Origin of the sequence: Streptomyces durocortorensis (assembly GCF_031760065.1) — a bacterium.
GTDB lineage: Bacteria > Actinomycetota > Actinomycetes > Streptomycetales > Streptomycetaceae > Streptomyces.
Genome location: NZ_CP134500.1, coordinates 5,334,459 through 5,352,528 on the forward strand (window position 1 = coordinate 5,334,459; position 18,070 = coordinate 5,352,528).

The window sequence follows — 18,070 nt, forward strand, 5'->3', positions numbered from 1 at the left end:
GGTCAGCGCCTTGATCCGGAGTGCCCCCGGCAGGATTCGAACCTGCGCACCCGGCTCCGGAGGCCGATGCTCTATCCCCTGAGCTACGGGGGCATGTCGCTGTCGTGCTCTGCGACGGGTGAAACACTACCAGCTCCGACGGGGTGTCCGTGAACGGGTATTCCGTCGCGCCGGTCGGCCGAGGCGGCGGCCACTCGTCCGGGGCGGAAGTGGACAAAAGCCGGACGCGGCCGCTCCGGCCGCCCTACTCTCGAAGGGTGTCAGGGGCGTACGGCCGCGTGCTTGTTGTCGACGACAACAAGGTCATCCGGCAGCTGATCAGGGTCAATCTCGAACTTGAGGGTTTCGAGGTCGTGACCGCGGCCGACGGTGTCGAGTGCCTGGACCTGGTCGACCGGGTCCGCCCCGACGCCGTCACCCTCGACGTCGTGATGCCCCGGCTGGACGGCCTGGAGACCGCGACCCGCCTTCGCTCCGATCCCCGGACCCGCCGTCTTCCCATCGCCGTCATCAGCGCCTGCACGCCGTTCGAGGTCGATGCGGGCGTGGCGGCCGGGGTCGACGCGTTCCTGGCGAAGCCGTTCGAGCCGAGCGAGCTGGTGCGGATCATGCACCGGCTGGTGACCGGCGAGGACCGGCCCCCGGTGGACGGGCGGCGCGGCGCCGGGCGGGCGGGGAGCACCGCGGGCTGAGCCTGTGGCGCATCCGGATCGGGTCGGCCGCTCGACGCAACCGGGGTCCGGCCGGTCCCTCGGCGAAATCCGGATCGGGCCGGCCGTACGGCGAGACCGGGTCCGGCTGACCATATGGCGAAACCGGTCGCGTAGTGCCCCCCTGTCTCACCTAGGCTTGTCCCGTGACCCCCGCCGACCTCTCCCGGACCGTGCTGCACGCCGTGCGCCGCGCGGTCGACGAGGATGCGTTGCGCGCGCCCGTGCCCGCGCGCGTGCGGGTGGAGAGGACACGGCCCGGCGGCAGTGGGGACTACGCCTGCGCCGTCGCGCTCCAGCTGGCCGGGCCCGCCGCGCTGCCCGCCCTGGAGGTCGCCCGCATCCTGCGGGAACGGGTCGCCGCCGAGCCCGGCATCGAGCGGGTCGAGATCACCGGTCCCGGGTTCCTGAGCTTCACCCTCGACGCCACGGCCGAGCACCACCGCGCCCTCCTCGACGCCGTACGGGAGCAGGGCCTCGCGTACGGACACGGGGACGCGCTCCGCGACGAGATCCTCCAGTTCCATCACGCGCGCGAGGTGCGCGCCGCGGTCACCGCCCATGCCGTGCGCCGGCTCGTCATCTCCCAGGGCGCCCGGGTCCGGATCAGCTGCGAGGAGGCGCCCGACCCGGACTGGGCCCGCCTCGGCGTCACTGTCGACGCGCACGGGACGCCCCCCGTACCGCTCACCGGGATCCGGCCCGTCCCCGCCGGGGCCACCGCTGCGGAGCTGCTGCGGCGGCTCGGGCCCGACGCGGCCCGCTGGGGGCTCCTGCGGCCCGCCGGGCACGACCGCGCCGCCCTCGGCCCCGAACTGCTCGTCCAGGGCGAGGCCAATTCCCTCTTCCGGGTGCGTTACGCCCACGCCAGAGTCCGTGCGCTCACCCGCGGGGCCGCCCTCCTCGGCTTCACCGCCGAGCCCACCCCGTACGCCGAGCGCGCCGGGCACACGGAACCCGCCCCGTACGACAGCGCCGCCCGCCCCCTCCTCGACCTCATCGCCGACCATCCCGGCGTCCTGCTCGCAGCAGCCCGTCACCGCGCGCCCGACCGGGCCGCACGGCAGCTGGAAGCCGTCGCGCACGCGTTCTTCGACTTCCACGACTCCTGCCCGCCCCTGCCCGCCGGTGACGAGAAACCCTCGGCCGCCCACCGCGCCCGGCTGGCTCTCGCCGAAGCCGCCGGGACGGTGCTGGCAGGCGGCCTGTCCCTGCTCGGCATCCGTGCGCCCGAACATCTCTGACGAGATCAGAAGAGACCCGAGAGAACGAACACGATGAGCCGCTCCGCACACCCCGCAGGACCCCGTCACGCCGACGTGCTGACCGAGGGGCACTACTCCGCGCCCGCCGCCGATCTCAACATCCTGGACGAGAAGGTCTGGTCCCGTACGGTCACCCGGGACGCGGACGGCGCCCTCACCGTCGGCGGGATCGCCGTCGCCCGGCTCGCGGAGGAGTTCGGCACCCCCGCGTACTTCCTGGACGAGAGCGACTTCCGGGCCCGCTGCCGGGCCTGGGCCGACGCCTTCGGGCCGGACGCCGACGTCTTCTACGCGGGGAAGGCCTTCCTCTCCCGCGCGATCGTCCGCTGGCTCACCGAAGAAGGACTCAACCTCGACGTCTGCTCCGGCGGTGAGCTGACCACCGCCCTCGACGCGGGCATGCCCGCCGAGCGCATCGCCTTCCACGGCAACAACAAGACCGTCGCCGAGATCGAGCGGGCCGTCGAGGCGGGCGTCGGGCGGATCGTGCTCGACTCCTTCCAGGAGATCGTCCGCGTCGCCCACATCGCCCAGCGGCACGGTGTCCGCCAGCGGGTGCAGATCCGTGTCACCGTCGGCGTCGAGGCACACACCCACGAGTTCATCGCCACCGCGCACGAGGACCAGAAGTTCGGGATCGCGCTCGCCGACGGGCAGGCCGCCGAGGCGGTGCGCCGCGCGCTCGCCCTCGACGGGCTCGAACTCATCGGCATCCACTCGCACATCGGCTCGCAGATCTTCGACATGGCGGGCTTCGAGGTCTCCGCCCGGCGCGTGGTGCAGCTGCTCGCCGAGGTCCGCGACGAGCACGGCGTCGAGCTGCCCGAGATCGACCTCGGCGGCGGCCTCGGTATCGCGTACACCTCCGAGGACGACCCCCGTGAGCCGCACGAGATCGCCAAGGCGCTCAGCGACATCGTCACCCGCGAGTGCGAGGCCGCGAATCTGCGTACCCCCCGCATCTCCGTCGAGCCGGGCCGCGCCATCGTCGGACCCACCGCGTTCACGCTGTACGAGGTCGGCACGATCAAGCCCCTGGAGGGGCTGCGGACGTACGTCAGCGTCGACGGCGGCATGTCGGACAACATCCGCACCGCGCTGTACGACGCCGAATACAGCGTCGCGCTCGTCTCGCGCACCTCGGACGCCGAGCCGATGCTCGTCCGGGTCGTCGGCAAGCACTGCGAGAGCGGTGACATCGTGGTCAAGGACGCGTTCCTCCCCGCCGACCTGGCCCCCGGCGACCTGATCGCCGTGCCGGCCACCGGGGCGTACTGCCGTTCCATGGCGAGCAACTACAACCACGCCCTGCGCCCCCCGGTCGTCGCCGTCCGGGACGGCGAGGCGCGCGTGATCGTCCGGCGCGAGACGGAGGAAGATCTTCTGCGTCTCGATGTCGGCTGATGAAATAGTCATCTCAGGATCCGGACGGGTGACAGAATCGCCCGTCCGGTGAGTGAGACTGGTCCCCACATGAGCATGGATGAGAAACGAGGTCGGATGATGCGTACGCGTCCGCTGAAGGTGGCGCTGCTGGGCTGTGGAGTGGTCGGCTCAGAGGTGGCGCGCATCATGACGACGCACGCCGACGACCTCGCGGCGCGCATCGGTGCGCCCGTCGAGCTCGCCGGCGTCGCCGTCCGCCGGCCCTCCAAGGTGCGGGAGGGCATCGACCCCGCACTGGTCACCACCGACGCGACCGCGCTCGTGCGGCGCGGCGACATCGACGTCGTCATCGAGGTCATCGGGGGCATCGAGCCGGCCCGCGCGCTCATCACCACCGCCTTCGAGAACGGCGCGAGCGTCGTCTCCGCCAACAAGGCACTGCTCGCCGAGGACGGCGCCTCCCTGCACGCCGCCGCCGAGAAGTACGGCCGCGATCTGTACTACGAGGCCGCCGTCGCCGGGGCGATCCCGCTGGTGCGGCCGCTGCGCGAGTCGCTCGCCGGGGACAAGGTCAACCGGGTGCTCGGCATCGTCAACGGCACCACCAACTTCATCCTCGACAGGATGGACACCAGCGGCGCCGGCTACTCCGAGGCGCTCGACGAGGCCACCGCCCTCGGGTACGCCGAGGCCGACCCGACCGCCGACGTCGAGGGCTTCGACGCCGCCGCGAAGGCCGCGATCCTCGCCGGGATCGCCTTCCACACCCGGGTGAAGATCGGCGACGTGCACCGCGAGGGCATCACCGAGGTCACCGCCGCCGACATCGCCTCCGCGCGCCGCATGGGCTGCACCGTCAAGCTGCTCGCCATCTGCGAGCGCGCCGCCGACGGGGCCTCCGTCACCGCCCGCGTGCACCCCGCGATGATCCCGCTGAGCCACCCGCTGGCCTCGGTCCGCGAGGCCTACAACGCGGTGTTCATCGAGGCGGACGCAGCTGGTCAGCTCATGTTCTACGGACCCGGCGCCGGCGGCTCCCCGACCGCTTCCGCGGTCCTCGGCGACCTCGTCGCGGTCTGCCGCAACAAACTGGGCGAGGCCACCGGCCCCGGTGAGTCCGCCTACACGCGCCTGCCGGTCAGCCCCATGGGCGAGGTCGTCACGCGCTACCACATCAGCCTCGACGTGGCCGACAAGCCGGGCGTCCTCGCCCAGGTGGCAACGGTCTTCGCCGAGCAGGGCGTATCCATCGATACCGTCCGCCAGCAGGGAAAGGACGGCGAGGCGTCCCTCGTCGTCGTCACCCACCGCGCGCCCGACGCCGCCCTCTCCGGGACCGTCGAAGCGCTGCGCAAGCTCGACACCGTGCGCGGTGTCGCCAGCATCATGCGTGTTGAAGGGGAGTAAGGACCCATGACCAGCAAGGGCACCCACCAGTGGCGCGGCATCATCGAGGAGTACCGGGACCGCCTTCCGGTCACGAGCACGACGCCGGTCGTCACGCTTCGTGAGGGCGGTACGCCGCTCGTTCCGGCGCAGGTCCTCTCCGAGCGCACGGGCTGCGACGTGCACCTCAAGGTCGAGGGCGCCAACCCCACCGGTTCGTTCAAGGACCGCGGCATGACCATGGCCATCACCCGGGCCAAGGAGGAGGGGGCGAAGGCCGTCATCTGCGCCTCCACCGGCAACACCTCGGCCTCCGCCGCGGCGTACGCCGTGCGTGCGGGCATGGTCTGCGCCGTCCTCGTACCGCAGGGCAAGATCGCGCTCGGCAAGATGGGCCAGGCGCTCGTGCACGGCGCCAAGATCCTCCAGGTCGACGGCAACTTCGACGACTGCCTCACCCTGGCCCGCTCGCTCTCGGACAACTACCCGGTGGCGCTGGTCAATTCGGTCAACCCGGTCCGTATCGAGGGCCAGAAGACCGCCGCGTTCGAGATCGTCGACGCGCTCGGCGACGCCCCCGACATCCACGTCCTGCCGGTCGGCAACGCGGGCAACATCACCGCGTACTGGAAGGGGTACCGCGAGTACGCCGGTGACGGCGTCTCCACGCACACCCCGCGCATGTGGGGCTTCCAGGCCTCCGGCTCCGCGCCCATCGTGCGCGGCGAGGTCGTCAAGGACCCCTCCACCATCGCCACCGCGATCCGCATCGGCAACCCGGCCTCCTGGGACTACGCCCTGGCCGCACGCGACGAGTCGGGCGGTTTCATCGACGAGGTGACGGACCGGCAGATCCTGTCCGCGTACCGGCTGTTGGCCTCCCAGGAGGGCGTCTTCGTGGAGCCCGCCTCGGCCGCGTCCGTCGCCGGTCTGCTCAAGGCCGCCGAGGAGGGCAAGGTCGACCCCGGCCAGCGCATCGTCTGCACGGTCACCGGCAACGGCCTCAAGGACCCCGACTGGGCCGTCGCGGGTGCCCCGCAGCCGGTCACGGTCCCGGTCGACGCGGCCACCGCCGCACAGAAGCTCGGGCTCGTCTGACCGGTCCGGGCCGGTCAGGACGGACTGCCCGGGCCGGCCCGGGCGGCAGGTCGTCCGGATCGGCCCGGGCAGTCGCGTCACCCGACCCGGTCAACCGCGACAACCCAGCTCAACCGCCCTCTTTTCGGGGCCGAGAGCGCATAGGAGGCGGGCGACACGCATCGTGCGCCTCCTGTGCGCCCTATGTCGCCACAGAACCTTCCTTCGATAAGCTGTACCCCATCCGCCCGACATCCGCCCGACGGTTCGCTGTGGTGCGGCAGCCGTGACGGCGAGCACGGGGCGGACCACCGGAACCCCCACGTACCGCCCGGTGCAACTCCGTACCGCCCCATCCCGCAGACCCCCGCCGCAGAGCCACCGCACTGCATCCCCGCTGCCTTACAAGGAGTCGTCCGACCGATGGCCGGTCCCGCGTTCCGAGCCGCCGCCGTCAGGGTGCGCGTCCCCGCAACCAGCGCCAACCTGGGCCCGGGCTTCGATGCCCTCGGCCTGTCGCTGGGGCTGTACGACGATGTCGTCGTCCGGGTCGCCGACTCCGGGCTGCACATCGACATCGCAGGTGAGGGCAGCGAGACGCTGCCCCGAGACGAGAGCCACCTGCTCGTGCGCTCCCTGCGCACCGCGTTCGACCTGCTCGGCGGGCAGCCCCGCGGCCTGGAGATCGTCTGCGCCAACCGCATCCCGCACGGCCGTGGCCTCGGCTCCTCCTCCGCCGCCATCTGCGCCGGAATCGTCGCCGCCCGCGCCGTGACGACAGGCGGCGACGCCCGGCTCGACGACGCGGCCCTGCTGGAGCTGGCGACCGAGATCGAGGGGCACCCCGACAATGTCGCGGCCTGTCTGCTCGGCGGGTTCACGCTCGCCTGGATGGAGGGCGGGGCGGCCCGGGCGATCAGGATGGACCCTGCCGATTCCGTCGTTCCGGTGGTTTTCGTGCCCGGACGACCGGTGCTCACAGAGACGGCGCGCGGCCTGCTTCCGCGCACCGTCCCGCACGTCGACGCGGCGCTGAACGCCGGCCGGGCGGCCCTTCTCGTCGAAGCCCTGACCCGTCGCCCCGAGCTGCTGCTCGCCGCCACCGAGGACCGGATCCACCAGGAGTACCGGGGCCCCGCCATGCCGGAGAGCGTGGAACTGGTCAACCGTCTGCGCGCCGACGGTGTGCCCGCGGTCATCTCCGGTGCGGGGCCCACGGTCCTCGCGCTGACGGAGGAGGGTTCGGCCGACAAGGTCGCCCGACTGGCGGGGGAGGGCTGGGCGGCGAACCGGCTGGCCCTCGACGGGCCGGGCGCCAGTGTGCTGCCGCTGGCCGCGTAACCGCATGTGATTACCGGTGAGCGAGAGGGGGAATGTTTGTTGGAGCCGGTAGTGTTAACCTCAAGTCTGCAACCGACGTCTTTGAGGCGCGTTGCTTCGTGTCCCCCTCCGGGACCACCATTCTTCCGGGAGCCTCCCCAACTGCCTGAGCAGCCTGCCTGAGCAGTTTCGAGCACGCTCCGGAACCGGCACGACACCCCTCGCTCGTCCAGGAGTGGGCCGAGCAGGGGGATCTCGCGCCGGACCCCGCACGTTTCGTCTCTCCGCCGTACCCGGCGGACCACCGCCCCGGCAAGGTCCGCGATCCAGCAAGATCAACAGACCGCAGTCGGACAGCACAACCGGTCGCCGAGCCAGAAGGCCGACGTCCGCTCCAGGGAAGGACCCTTCGTGAGCGACACCACCGATCTGATGGGCGTGACTGCCGACAAGAACGTCGACAGCGCCGCGCCCGCCGAAGGTGCTGCCACTGGCACCACCGCACGGCGCCGCCGCTCCGGCACCGGCCTTGAGGGCATGGTCCTGGCCGAGCTGCAGCAGGTCGCGTCCGGCCTCGGCATCAGGGGTACTGCGCGGATGCGCAAGAGCCAGCTGATCGAGGTCATCAAGGAGGCTCAGGCGGGTGGCGGATCCGCCGCCCCCAAGACCTCCCCCAAGGCCGCAGAGACCCCCGCCGAGGCGGAGAGCAAGCCGAAGCGCCGCGCGACCTCCAAGGCGCGCACCGGCGACGAGACCGCCGCTGCCGAGAAGGCCACGGCCCAGCAGCAGATCGAGATCCCCGGTCAGCCGGCCAGCGACGACCAGCCCGCGGGCGAGCGCCGTCGCCGCCGTGCCACCGCGCAGGCGGGCAGCCCCGACACCAAGACCGAGGCGAAGACCGAGGTCAAGGTCAAGGCGGAGCCCGCGGCCGAGCAGAAGGCCGAGGACCGGGGCGAGCCCAAGGGCGACGCCAAGGCCGAGGCCGCCACCGACACGGCCGAGGGCCGTCGCGGTGACCGCCGTGACCGTGGCGACCGCGGTGAGCGTGGCGACCGCGGTGAGCGCCGTGAGCGCCAGCGCGACCGCCGCGGCAAGGGCGACGACCAGGGCCAGCAGGGCGGCGGCGGGCAGCGCCCGCAGCGCCAGGGCCAGGGTCAGGGCCAGCAGAACCGCGACAACGGTCCGCAGGACGACTTCGACGACGAGGCGGGCGGCCGCCGCGGCCGCCGTGGCCGCTACCGCGACCGCCGTGGCCGCCGTGGCCGCGACGACTTCGCCGGCGATGTGCAGGTGGCCGACGACGACGTCCTGATCCCCGTCGCGGGCATCCTGGACATCCTCGACAACTACGCGTTCATCCGGACCTCCGGCTACCTGCCGGGCCCGAACGACGTGTACGTCTCGCTCGCCCAGGTCCGCAAGAACGGCCTGCGCAAGGGCGACCACGTCACCGGCGCGGTGCGCCAGCCCAAGGACGGCGAGCGGCGCGAGAAGTTCAATGCGCTGGTCCGCCTCGACTCGGTCAACGGCATGGCGCCGGAGTCCGGCCGCGGCCGCCCCGAGTTCCAGAAGCTGACCCCGCTCTACCCGCAGGACCGGCTCCGTCTGGAGACCGACTCCAACATCCTGACGACGCGGATCATCGACCTGGTGGCCCCGATCGGCAAGGGCCAGCGCGGGCTGATCGTGGCCCCGCCGAAGACCGGCAAGACCATGATCCTCCAGGCCATCGCCAACGCGATCACGGTCAACAGCCCCGAGTGCCACCTGATGGTCGTCCTGGTGGACGAGCGTCCGGAAGAGGTCACCGACATGCAGCGGTCGGTGAAGGGCGAGGTCATCTCCTCCACCTTCGACCGCCCCGCCGAGGACCACACCACCGTCGCCGAGCTGGCCATCGAGCGCGCCAAGCGTCTCGTGGAGCTGGGTCACGACGTGGTCGTCCTGCTCGACTCGATCACCCGCCTGGGCCGCGCGTACAACCTCGCGGCACCGGCCTCCGGCCGCATCCTCTCCGGTGGTGTCGACTCGACCGCGCTCTACCCCCCGAAGCGCTTCTTCGGTGCCGCGCGCAACATCGAGGACGGCGGCTCGCTGACCATCCTGGCCACCGCGCTCGTCGAGACCGGCTCGCGCATGGACGAGGTGATCTTCGAGGAGTTCAAGGGCACCGGCAACATGGAGCTCAAGCTCGACCGGAAGCTCTCGGACAAGCGCATCTTCCCGGCGGTGGACGTCGACGCGTCCTCCACCCGTAAGGAAGAGATCCTGCTCGGCACCGACGAGCTGGCGGTCGTCTGGAAGCTGCGCCGGGTGCTGCACGCACTCGACCAGCAGCAGGCCATCGAGCTCCTCCTGGACCGGATGAAGAAGACCCAGTCCAACGCGGAGTTCCTGCTCCAGATCCAGAAGACGACGCCGGGCAGCGGCAACGGCAACGACTGACGCAGCCCCCTCGGCAGTTTTCCAACCGCCGCTTGAATCCGCCCCGTTACTCCGGTGACGGGGCGGATTTCTGCATGTAACATCAATTCGCCGTCACTCTCCCCCCACTTACGGCACCACCACTTGATGCCCCTGGATAAATGGGAGACTTGCGTGCGCATATCGCGCCATGCCGGATCAGTACGAATCATCGGCCGCTTGGCGGCCGCCGGCGCCGCGACGCTGGCACTGTTGGGCGGAGGCCTGACGGCCGGGGCCCAGGCAGCGGAAGGCGGCGAACGCTTCCTGCCGCCGAAGGGCGTCGAGGTGGTGAGCCCGCAGAAGCTCTCGCCGAAGATCATCGGCGGGACCGACACTGCCTTCAAGAACGCGCCCTGGATGGTGCAGCTGCTCTTCGAGGACGACAACGACGGGCTCTTCTACTTCTCCTGCGGCGGCACTCTCGTTGCCCCCAACAAGGTGATGACGGCGGCCCATTGCGTTACCGACGAGAATGGTAAGGCCCTCGATATGGTCGGCCGTGGGCTGGTGCTCGCGGGGACCGCCAAACTGGCGGGCGGCCCCAAGGACGAAGGGACGGCCGTAGGGATATCCCGCTCCTACTTCGCGGGTTCGTACAACGCGGCCGAGATAGACAACGACATCGCGCTTCTGACGCTTTCCCGGCCCTTGAGCTACAAGCCGGCGCAGCCCGCGTCGTACGGCGACACCGCGCGTTACGTCGCGGGAACGAAGGCCACCACGTACGGCTGGGGCATGACCGGTTCGGACTGGGATTCCGCCCCCCTGTCGGACACCCTGCTGCGGCTGGAGCAGCCGCTGCGGTCGGACGCAGAGTGCTCCGAGAACCTCGACGGCGCCATCGGCGTCCCAGGTTCCTACAAGCCGGGCCACATGATCTGCGCGGGCGTCGGCGGCACCGGCAACGACGCCACCGGGAGGGCGACCTGCCCCGGAGACTCCGGCGGCCCGATGTTCGTCACCGGGCGCATCATCGGCATCACCTCCTGGGGTCCCGCCAACAGCGCCGAGGCGTGCAACCTCCGTGGCACGTATGACGCCTACACGAAGGTGTCGACGTACTACCGGTCGATCCAGCCCCGCATCGACGACACGAGCTTCAGCCGTGACCACCGGGCCGATGTGTTCGCCCGTTCCACCGGTGCGGCGGCGTACACCTTCCCCTCGTCGGGCGAGAAGCTCGCCGCCCGCAAGGTGCTCGCCGGCTCCTACAACGCGTACAACCTGCTCATCCAGACGGACCTCGACCGGGACGGCTACCAGGATCTGATCGCCAGGGAAGGATCGACCGGGGACGTCTACTGGCTGCACCGTTCGGTGAGCAGCTCGACCTACGCCAAGACGAAGATCTTCAGCAACTGGAAGACGGTCCGGGCGATCGTCGCTCCCGGCGATGTGAACAACGACGGCAAGGGCGACATTCTGGCCGTCACCGCCACGGGCGACCTCATCACGTACCCGAGCTACGGCAACGGCAGGTTCAACACCCCGGTCAAGTCGGCGACGGGTTACCAGGTCTACAACCAGGTGCGGGGACACGGCGACCTCACCTATGACGGCAAGAACGACCTGTTGGTCCGTCGCGGCGGCACGAACGACCTCTACCTGGTCAAGGGCACCGGCAAGTCCACCGCCCCCTTCGAGGAACCGGTCAAGGTCCGCAGCAACTGGGCGGCGTACAACCTCCTCGTCACCCCGGGCGATGTGAACGGGGACGCCAAGGCCGATCTCGTGGCCCGCTCCAACTCCGGCGGCCTGTATCTCCTCAAGGGCACCGGGAAGGCCAACTCGGAGATCTTCGCCACACAGATCAAGCTCGGCAGTGGCTGGAACGACTACTACACCGTCGGCTGAAACCCCAGGTGAGCGGCGGATGTCCGCTCGCGCACCACACAGGGCTGTGGCCCCCGTCCTCCGACGGGGGCCACAGCCCTGTGTGCAACCCTTCTTGCCGCTTCGCCGTCTGACCAAGAGATGACAAACCCTCCCGGAACCATCACGCCCCGGGAGCGAAGAGCGACGGGCGCAGGACCGAGGGAGACGTGTGAGCGAGCAGAGCAGGAGCGCGGGGCGCATACGCGGCACCGGCAGCCGTCGGAGGAAGCCCTCGCGCCGGCGCCGTGCGAAGGCCGTCGCGGCCTGGTCGGTGGCGGGGTTCGTGGTCGTCGGCGGGGCCGGGCTCGGGTACGCGTACATGACGCTCAACGGCAACCTCTCCAGCATCGACATCGATGCGAAGCTCGGCGCCGACCGTCCCGACGACGTGGACGACGGTTCGCAGGACATCCTGGTGCTGGGCTCCGACTCGCGCTCCGGTGACAACGGGGAGTACGGCGCCGACGAGGGCGGGGCCCGCTCGGACACGGCGATGGTCGTGCACGTCGACAAGGGCCACAAGTCCGCGAGCGTCGTCTCGATACCGCGCGACACCCTCATCGAACGCCCCGCCTGTACGAGCGACACGACGGGCGACCCGGTCCCGGCCCAGCACCGGGCGATGTTCAACACCGCCTACGAGGTCGGCGGGCCCGCCTGCGCGGTGAAGACCGTCGAGTCGATGTCCGGCATCCGCATGGACCACTACGTCGAGGTCGATTTCACCGGCTTCAAGAAGCTCATCGACGAGCTCGGCGGCGTAGAGATCACCACGAAGACCGCGATCAACGACTCCAAGAGCCATCTGGACCTGGAGCCGGGCACCCACACCCTGGACGGTGAGGAGTCACTCGGACTCGTCCGGACCCGCAAGAGCGTCGGCGACGGCAGTGACCTCGGGCGCATCCAGCTCCAGCAGGCGTTCATCAAGGCGCTCATGGAACAGGCGAAGAGCGTCGGGGTGCTCTCCAGCCCGCAGAAGCTGTTCGGCCTCGCCGACGCCGCCACCAAGGCCGTCACCACGGACTCCGGCCTCGGATCGGTCAAGAAGCTCAGCTCCTTCGCCAACGGACTCAAGGGGCTCGGCGCGGAGAACGTGCACATGGTGACCCTGCCGGTGGAGTACGACCCCGTCGACCCGAACCGCGTCCTTCCCCAGGAGAAGGCCGGGAAGCAGGTCTGGACGGCCCTCAGGAACGACCGGCCGATACCGGCATCCGCCACCGAGGAGTCCGCCGGGGACAAGGGCGAGGCCGGGAAGGTCGTCGAATAGCGGCGGAGCGGTCACGCAGCGTACGCCGCGGTGCGGGGGGAATACCTGCGGCCCGCCCTCGGTTTTGGGAGATACGGCCAGTCCTGGCAGACTGGTACGTCGGCCCCGGTTCACGGACGCGCAATCAGCGCGGTCGACCCGGCGCCCTCCCGAAACTAGGAGACACCTTGAAGCGCGACATTCACCCCGAGTACGTCGAGACGCAGGTCAGCTGCACCTGCGGTGCGTCGTTCACCACCCGGAGCACCATCGACGGCGGCACCATCCGTGCCGACGTCTGCTCCGAGTGCCACCCGTTCTACACGGGCAAGCAGAAGATCCTCGACACCGGCGGCCGCGTGGCCCGCTTCGAGGCCCGCTTCGGCAAGGCTGCCGGCTCCGCCAGCAAGTAGCGAGCCACTGCGCCGGTTCTCGGCGCCCTCTCACCGGGGGCGTCGGGACCGGCGTTTTTCCGGTCAGCAGGCCCGTAGACGTCATCAACCAGGAGCCCCCGCATGTTCGAGGCGGTCGAGGAACTGATCGGTGAACACACCGATCTTGAGAAGAAGCTCGCAGACCCGTCGGTCCACGCCGACCAGGCCAACGCGCGCAAGCTGAACAAGCGCTACGCGGAGCTGACCCCGATCGTCGCCACGTACCGGAGCTGGAAGCAGACCGGCGACGACATCGAGACCGCCCGCGAGTTCGTCGCGGACGACCCCGACTTCGCCGCCGAGGTCAAGGACCTGGAGAAGCAGCGCGAAGAGCTCACCGAGAAGCTCCGCCTCCTCCTCGTCCCGCGCGACCCCAGCGACGACAAGGACGTGCTCCTGGAGATCAAGGCGGGCGCGGGCGGCGACGAGTCCGCCCTGTTCGCCGGTGACCTGCTGCGCATGTATCTGCGCTACGCCGAGCGCGTCGGCTGGAAGACCGAGATCATCGACTCCACCGAGTCCGAGCTCGGCGGCTACAAGGACGTCCAGGTCGCCGTCAAGACCAAGGGCGGCAACGGCGCCACCGAGCCCGGCCAGGGCGTCTGGGCCCGGATGAAGTACGAGGGCGGCGTGCACCGGGTGCAGCGCGTGCCCTCCACCGAGTCCCAGGGCCGTATCCACACCTCCGCCGCGGGCGTGCTCGTCACCCCCGAGGCCGAAGAGGTCGACGTCGAGATCCACGCCAACGACCTGCGGATCGACGTCTACCGCTCCTCCGGGCCCGGCGGGCAGTCCGTCAACACGACCGACTCCGCCGTCCGCATCACGCACCTGCCGACCGGCGTCGTCGCCTCCTGCCAGAACGAGAAGAGCCAGCTCCAGAACAAGGAGCAGGCCATGCGCATCCTGCGCTCCCGGCTGCTGGCCGCCGCCCAGGAGGCCGCTGAGCAGGAAGCCTCCGACGTACGCCGCAGCCAGGTGCGTACGGTCGACCGCTCCGAGAAGATCCGGACGTACAACTTCCCGGAAAACCGCATCTCGGACCACCGCGTCGGCTTCAAGGCGTACAACTTGGACCAGGTGCTCGACGGCGACCTGGACGCAGTGATCCAGGCCTGCGTCGACGCCGACTCCGCCGCCAAGCTCGCCAACGCGTGAGCGTCTGAACGCACCGTCCGCCCCGCACACCCGTAACCCGTACGGAGAACCGCGATGAACCTGCTGCTCGCCGAGGTGGCCCAGGCCACCCAGCGGCTGGCCGACGCCGGTGTCCCCTCACCGCGATTCGACGCCGAGGAACTCGCGGCCTTCGTCCACGGGGTGAAGCGGGGCGAGCTGCACCAGGTGCCCGACAGCGACTTCGACGCCCGCTACTGGGAGACGATCGCCCGCCGCGAGGCCCGCGAGCCCCTCCAGCACATCACCGGGCGGGCCTTCTTCCGCTATCTGGAGCTCCAGGTCGGGCCCGGGGTGTTCGTGCCCCGGCCGGAGACCGAGTCCGTCGTCGGCTGGGCCATAGACGCCGTACGGGCCATGGACGTCGTCGAGCCCGTCGTCGTCGACCTGTGCACCGGCTCGGGCGCCATCGCGCTCGCCATGGCCCAGGAGGTCCCGCGCTCTCGCGTACACGCCGTGGAGCTGTCCGAGGACGCGCTCAAGTGGACCCGGAAGAACGCCGAGGGGTCCAGGGTCACCGTCCACCGCGGAGACGCCCTGAGCGCCCTTCCCGAGCTCGACGGCCAGGTCGACCTGGTGATCTCCAACCCGCCGTACATCCCGCTCACCGAATGGGAGTACGTCGCCCCCGAGGCCCGCGACCACGACCCGGAGATGGCCCTCTTCTCCGGCGAGGACGGCCTCGACACCATCCGCGGCATCGAGCGCACCGCCCACCGCCTGCTGCGCCCCGGCGGCCTCGTCGTCATCGAGCACGCCGACACCCAGGGCGGCCAGGTGCCGTGGATCTTCACCGAGGAGCGGGGCTGGGCGGATGCCGCCGACCACCCCGACCTGAACAAGCGCCCCCGGTTCGCCACCGCCCGCAAGGCCATGCCGTGACCCGCCCCCGGCACCACCACCCGTACCCGTACACGTTTGAGGAGGCCGGCTGATGGCACGGCGATACGACTGCAACGACGCCACCGACCGGATCACGGGTCTGCGCGAGGCCGCCTCCGCCGTCCGCCGCGGCGAACTCGTCGTGCTGCCCACCGACACCGTGTACGGCATCGGCGCCGACGCCTTCAGCTCCGAGGCCGTCAACGACCTGCTGGACGCCAAGGGGCGGGGCCGCAACATGCCCACCCCCGTTCTCATCGGCTCCCCGAACACCCTGCACGGCCTGGTCACCGACTTCTCCGAGCAGGCCTGGGAGCTCGTCGACGCCTTCTGGCCCGGCGCGCTCACCCTCGTCGCCAAGCACCAGCCCTCGCTCCAGTGGGACCTCGGCGACACCCGGGGCACCGTCGCCATCCGGATGCCGCTGCACCCGGTCGCCATCGAGCTGCTGACCGAGGTCGGTCCGATGGCTGTCTCCAGCGCCAACCTCACCGGACACCCCGCCCCGGAGGACTGCGACGCCGCCCAGGGCATGCTCGGCGACTCCGTCTCCGTCTACCTCGACGGCGGCCCGACGCCCGGCATCGTGCCGTCCTCGATCGTCGACGTCACCGGTGCCACCGCGGTCCTGCTGCGGGCCGGCGCGGTCTCCGCGGAGGAGCTGCGCAAGGTGGTACCCGACCTTGAGGTGGCCAATTGACCGCCCCCGAGGGGCGTGGCATAGCAGGGCGGACCGACACCTTCCGCATCCTCCACGTCAGCACCGGCAACGTCTGCCGCTCGCCCATCACCGAGCGGCTGACCCGCCATGCCCTGACGGACCGCCTCGGCGACCCGCTCAGCGGCGGCCTCATCGTGGAGAGCGCGGGCACCTGGGGCCATGAGGGCGCCCCCATGGAGGCCAACGCCGAAGTGGTCCTCGCCGACTTCGGCGCGGACGCCAGCGGTTTCGTCGGCCGCGAGCTGCTCGACGAGCACGTCATCCGCGCCGACCTGGTCCTCACCGCCACCCGCGACCACCGCGCCCAGGTCATCTCCATGGGCCACTCCGCGGGCCTGCGGACCTTCACGCTCAAGGAGTTCACCCGGCTGGTGCGGGCGATAGACCCCGCCACCCTGCCCGACCCGCGCGACGAGGGCGTCGTCGAGCGCGCCCGCGCCCTGGTCCGCGCCGCCGCCGCGCTGCGCGGCTGGCTGCTGGCCCCGACCGCCGAGGCGGACGAGGTCTACGACCCCTACGGCGCGCCCATCACCTTCTTCCGCTCCATCGGCGACGAGATCAACCAGGCCCTCGACCCGGTCGTCACCGCCCTCACCGGCGTCCGCGCACCCAGCTGACGGACGTACGCGCGCCTCCTGCCGTGCCGGACGGGCCCGGTGCGCCGACCGGCGTAGGAGAGGCCGTGACAGCGGGCACAGCACCCCGCCCCGGCCTACATTGGAGCTGACACCGGCACACCCTCGCCGGCGCACCCTCCTCCAGGCCCGGAGCCGTCCCATGCCGGTCACCTCGCCCGCCGCACCCGCAGCCGTGTCGTCCGCGCCCGACGCCCTGCCCCAGGACTTCGGCGCCCTGCTCCGCGAGGACCCGGAGATCGCCGGAATCCTGCTCGCGGAGACCGGCCGCCAGGCCGCCACCCTCCAGCTGATCGCCGCCGAGAACTTCCAGTCGCCCGCGGTCCTCGCCGCCCTCGGCTCCCCGCTCGCCAACAAGTACGCCGAGGGCTACCCGGGCGCCCGCCACCACGGCGGCTGCGAGCACGCGGATGCCGCCGAACGCATCGCGGTGCGCCGGGCCACCGCCCTCTTCGGCGCCGAGCACGCCAACGTCCAGCCGCACTCCGGCTCCTCCGCCGTCCTCGCCGCCTACGCCGCGCTGCTGCGCCCCGGCGACATGGTGCTCGCGATGGGACTCCCGTACGGGGGACACCTCACCCACGGGGCGCCCGGCAACTTCTCCGGCCGCTGGTTCGACTTCGTCGGCTACGGGGTGGACCCCGGCACCGGGCTCATCGACTACACCCGGCTCCGCGCGCTGGCCCGCGCCCGCCGCCCCAAGGCCATCGTCTGCGGCTCGATCTCCTACCCCCGGCACCCCGACTACGAGCTGTTCCGCGAGATCGCCGACGAGGTCGGCGCGTATCTGATCGTCGACGCCGCGCACCCGATGGGACTGATCGCCGGGGGAGCCGCGCCCAACCCGGTCCCGTACGCCGACGTGGTCTGCGCCACCACGCACAAGGTGCTGCGCGGGCCGCGCGGCGGGATGATCCTGTGCGGCGCGGAGCTGTCCGAGCGGATCGACCGGGCGGTGTTCCCCTTCACCCAGGGCGGCGCGCAGATGCATACGGTCGCGGCCAAGGCGGTCGCGTTCGGGGAGGCGGAGACACCGGCGTACACGCTCTACGCGCACCAGGTCGTCGCCCATGCCCGGGTGCTCGCCGCCGGTCTGGAGGCGGAGGGCTTCGAGGTCACCACGGGCGGCACCGACACCCACATCGTCGTCGCGGACCCGGCGCCGCTCGGCGTCGACGGCCGCACCGCCCGCGAACGGCTGGCCGCCGCCGGTATGGTCCTGGACACCTGCGCGCTGCCGTACGGGGACGCCCGGGGTATCCGCCTGGGCACCGCCGCCGTCACCACGCAGGGGATGGACGAGGGGGACATGGCCCGGATCGCGGCCCTGTTCGGGGCGGCCGTACGGGAGACGGGCGAGGTGGGCCCGGTCGCGGCGGAGGTCCGTGAGCTGGCGATGCGGAATCCTCCGTACCCGGGGTAGACGAGGGCTGTGCAACCATCACCCGTACCGTGGAGTCCTTGTTTCAGAGACTAGGGTGTGGG

General features: G+C 71.0%; 15 protein-coding genes and 1 tRNA gene. 15 read left to right on the forward strand and 1 reads right to left on the reverse strand.

Annotated elements, in window-relative coordinates; all coding sequences use genetic code 11:
• Nucleotides 1-21: 21 nt before the first annotated feature.
• Nucleotides 22-93: transfer RNA gene (locus RI138_RS23735), tRNA-Arg, on the reverse strand.
• A gap of 185 nt (nt 94-278) precedes the next feature.
• Here RI138_RS23735 and RI138_RS23740 point away from each other — a divergent pair.
• The 15 genes from RI138_RS23740 to RI138_RS23810 all read left to right on the forward strand — a co-directional run bounded on the left by RI138_RS23740 (nt 279) and on the right by RI138_RS23810 (nt 18,008).
• On the forward strand, nt 279-692 hold the full coding sequence (locus RI138_RS23740) for a response regulator (protein ID WP_096626851.1): 414 nt from the start codon (nt 279-281) through the stop codon (nt 690-692).
• A gap of 164 nt (nt 693-856) precedes the next feature.
• A complete protein-coding gene (nrtL, locus tag RI138_RS23745) occupies nt 857-1,954 on the forward strand; it encodes an ArgS-related anticodon-binding protein NrtL (RefSeq protein WP_311121538.1) in 1,098 nt (365 codons plus the stop codon).
• A gap of 33 nt (nt 1,955-1,987) precedes the next feature.
• A complete protein-coding gene (lysA, locus tag RI138_RS23750) occupies nt 1,988-3,379 on the forward strand; it encodes a diaminopimelate decarboxylase (RefSeq protein ID WP_311121539.1) in 1,392 nt (463 codons plus the stop codon).
• 99 nt (nt 3,380-3,478) lie between these two features.
• Nucleotides 3,479-4,768 (forward strand): homoserine dehydrogenase, encoded by a 1,290-nt coding sequence (locus tag RI138_RS23755; protein ID WP_096626909.1) that lies wholly within the window; start codon nt 3,479-3,481, stop codon nt 4,766-4,768.
• Nucleotides 4,769-4,774: 6 nt separating this feature from the next.
• Nucleotides 4,775-5,845, forward strand: a complete 1,071-nt coding sequence (gene thrC, locus RI138_RS23760) for a threonine synthase (RefSeq protein WP_311121540.1) — start codon at nt 4,775-4,777, stop codon at nt 5,843-5,845.
• Between the two features lie 402 nt (nt 5,846-6,247).
• Nucleotides 6,248-7,165 carry a homoserine kinase gene (gene thrB, locus RI138_RS23765; protein ID WP_096626847.1) on the forward strand — a complete coding sequence of 306 codons (918 nt, stop codon included), beginning with the start codon at nt 6,248-6,250 and terminating at the stop codon, nt 7,163-7,165.
• A 390-nt stretch (nt 7,166-7,555) separates the two neighbouring features.
• Nucleotides 7,556-9,589, forward strand: a complete 2,034-nt coding sequence (rho, locus tag RI138_RS23770) for a transcription termination factor Rho (RefSeq protein ID WP_311121541.1) — start codon at nt 7,556-7,558, stop codon at nt 9,587-9,589.
• A gap of 198 nt (nt 9,590-9,787) precedes the next feature.
• Nucleotides 9,788-11,464, forward strand: coding sequence for a trypsin-like serine protease (locus RI138_RS23775; protein ID WP_311121542.1), 1,677 nt, complete (start codon nt 9,788-9,790; stop codon nt 11,462-11,464).
• A 190-nt stretch (nt 11,465-11,654) separates the two neighbouring features.
• Nucleotides 11,655-12,758, forward strand: a complete 1,104-nt coding sequence (locus tag RI138_RS23780; RefSeq protein WP_311121543.1) for an LCP family protein — start codon at nt 11,655-11,657, stop codon at nt 12,756-12,758.
• A 167-nt stretch (nt 12,759-12,925) separates the two neighbouring features.
• Nucleotides 12,926-13,150, forward strand: coding sequence for a 50S ribosomal protein L31 (gene rpmE, locus RI138_RS23785; protein ID WP_019764351.1), 225 nt, complete (start codon nt 12,926-12,928; stop codon nt 13,148-13,150).
• A gap of 102 nt (nt 13,151-13,252) precedes the next feature.
• Complete coding sequence (gene prfA, locus RI138_RS23790; protein ID WP_096626843.1) at nt 13,253-14,329, forward strand: peptide chain release factor 1; 1,077 nt, start codon at nt 13,253-13,255, stop codon at nt 14,327-14,329.
• Between the two features lie 54 nt (nt 14,330-14,383).
• Nucleotides 14,384-15,229: a peptide chain release factor N(5)-glutamine methyltransferase gene (gene prmC, locus RI138_RS23795; RefSeq protein ID WP_096626842.1), complete on the forward strand. Its 846-nt coding sequence runs from the start codon at nt 14,384-14,386 to the stop codon at nt 15,227-15,229.
• A gap of 52 nt (nt 15,230-15,281) precedes the next feature.
• Nucleotides 15,282-15,929: an L-threonylcarbamoyladenylate synthase gene (locus RI138_RS23800; protein ID WP_096626841.1), complete on the forward strand. Its 648-nt coding sequence runs from the start codon at nt 15,282-15,284 to the stop codon at nt 15,927-15,929.
• On the forward strand, nt 15,926-16,567 hold the full coding sequence (locus RI138_RS23805) for an arsenate reductase/protein-tyrosine-phosphatase family protein (protein ID WP_311121544.1): 642 nt from the start codon (nt 15,926-15,928) through the stop codon (nt 16,565-16,567). The genes RI138_RS23800 and RI138_RS23805 overlap by 4 nt, the downstream gene beginning before the upstream one ends.
• Before the next feature lie 160 nt (nt 16,568-16,727).
• On the forward strand, nt 16,728-18,008 hold the full coding sequence (locus RI138_RS23810) for a serine hydroxymethyltransferase (protein ID WP_311121545.1): 1,281 nt from the start codon (nt 16,728-16,730) through the stop codon (nt 18,006-18,008).
• Nucleotides 18,009-18,070: the final 62 nt, after the last annotated feature.

Excerpts from the sequence above, each read along its gene's own strand:
- lysA (WP_311121539.1), top strand. The coding sequence starts at position 1,988 with ATGAGCCGCTCCGCACACCCCGCAGGACCCCGTCACGCCGACGTGCTG.
- RI138_RS23755 (WP_096626909.1), top strand. The coding sequence starts at position 3,479 with ATGCGTACGCGTCCGCTGAAGGTGGCGCTGCTGGGCTGTGGAGTGGTC.
- thrC (WP_311121540.1), top strand. The coding sequence starts at position 4,775 with ATGACCAGCAAGGGCACCCACCAGTGGCGCGGCATCATCGAGGAGTAC.
- thrB (WP_096626847.1), top strand. The coding sequence starts at position 6,248 with ATGGCCGGTCCCGCGTTCCGAGCCGCCGCCGTCAGGGTGCGCGTCCCC.
- prfA (WP_096626843.1), top strand. The coding sequence starts at position 13,253 with ATGTTCGAGGCGGTCGAGGAACTGATCGGTGAACACACCGATCTTGAG.
- prmC (WP_096626842.1), top strand. The coding sequence starts at position 14,384 with ATGAACCTGCTGCTCGCCGAGGTGGCCCAGGCCACCCAGCGGCTGGCC.
- RI138_RS23800 (WP_096626841.1), top strand. The coding sequence starts at position 15,282 with ATGGCACGGCGATACGACTGCAACGACGCCACCGACCGGATCACGGGT.
- RI138_RS23810 (WP_311121545.1), top strand. The coding sequence starts at position 16,728 with ATGCCGGTCACCTCGCCCGCCGCACCCGCAGCCGTGTCGTCCGCGCCC.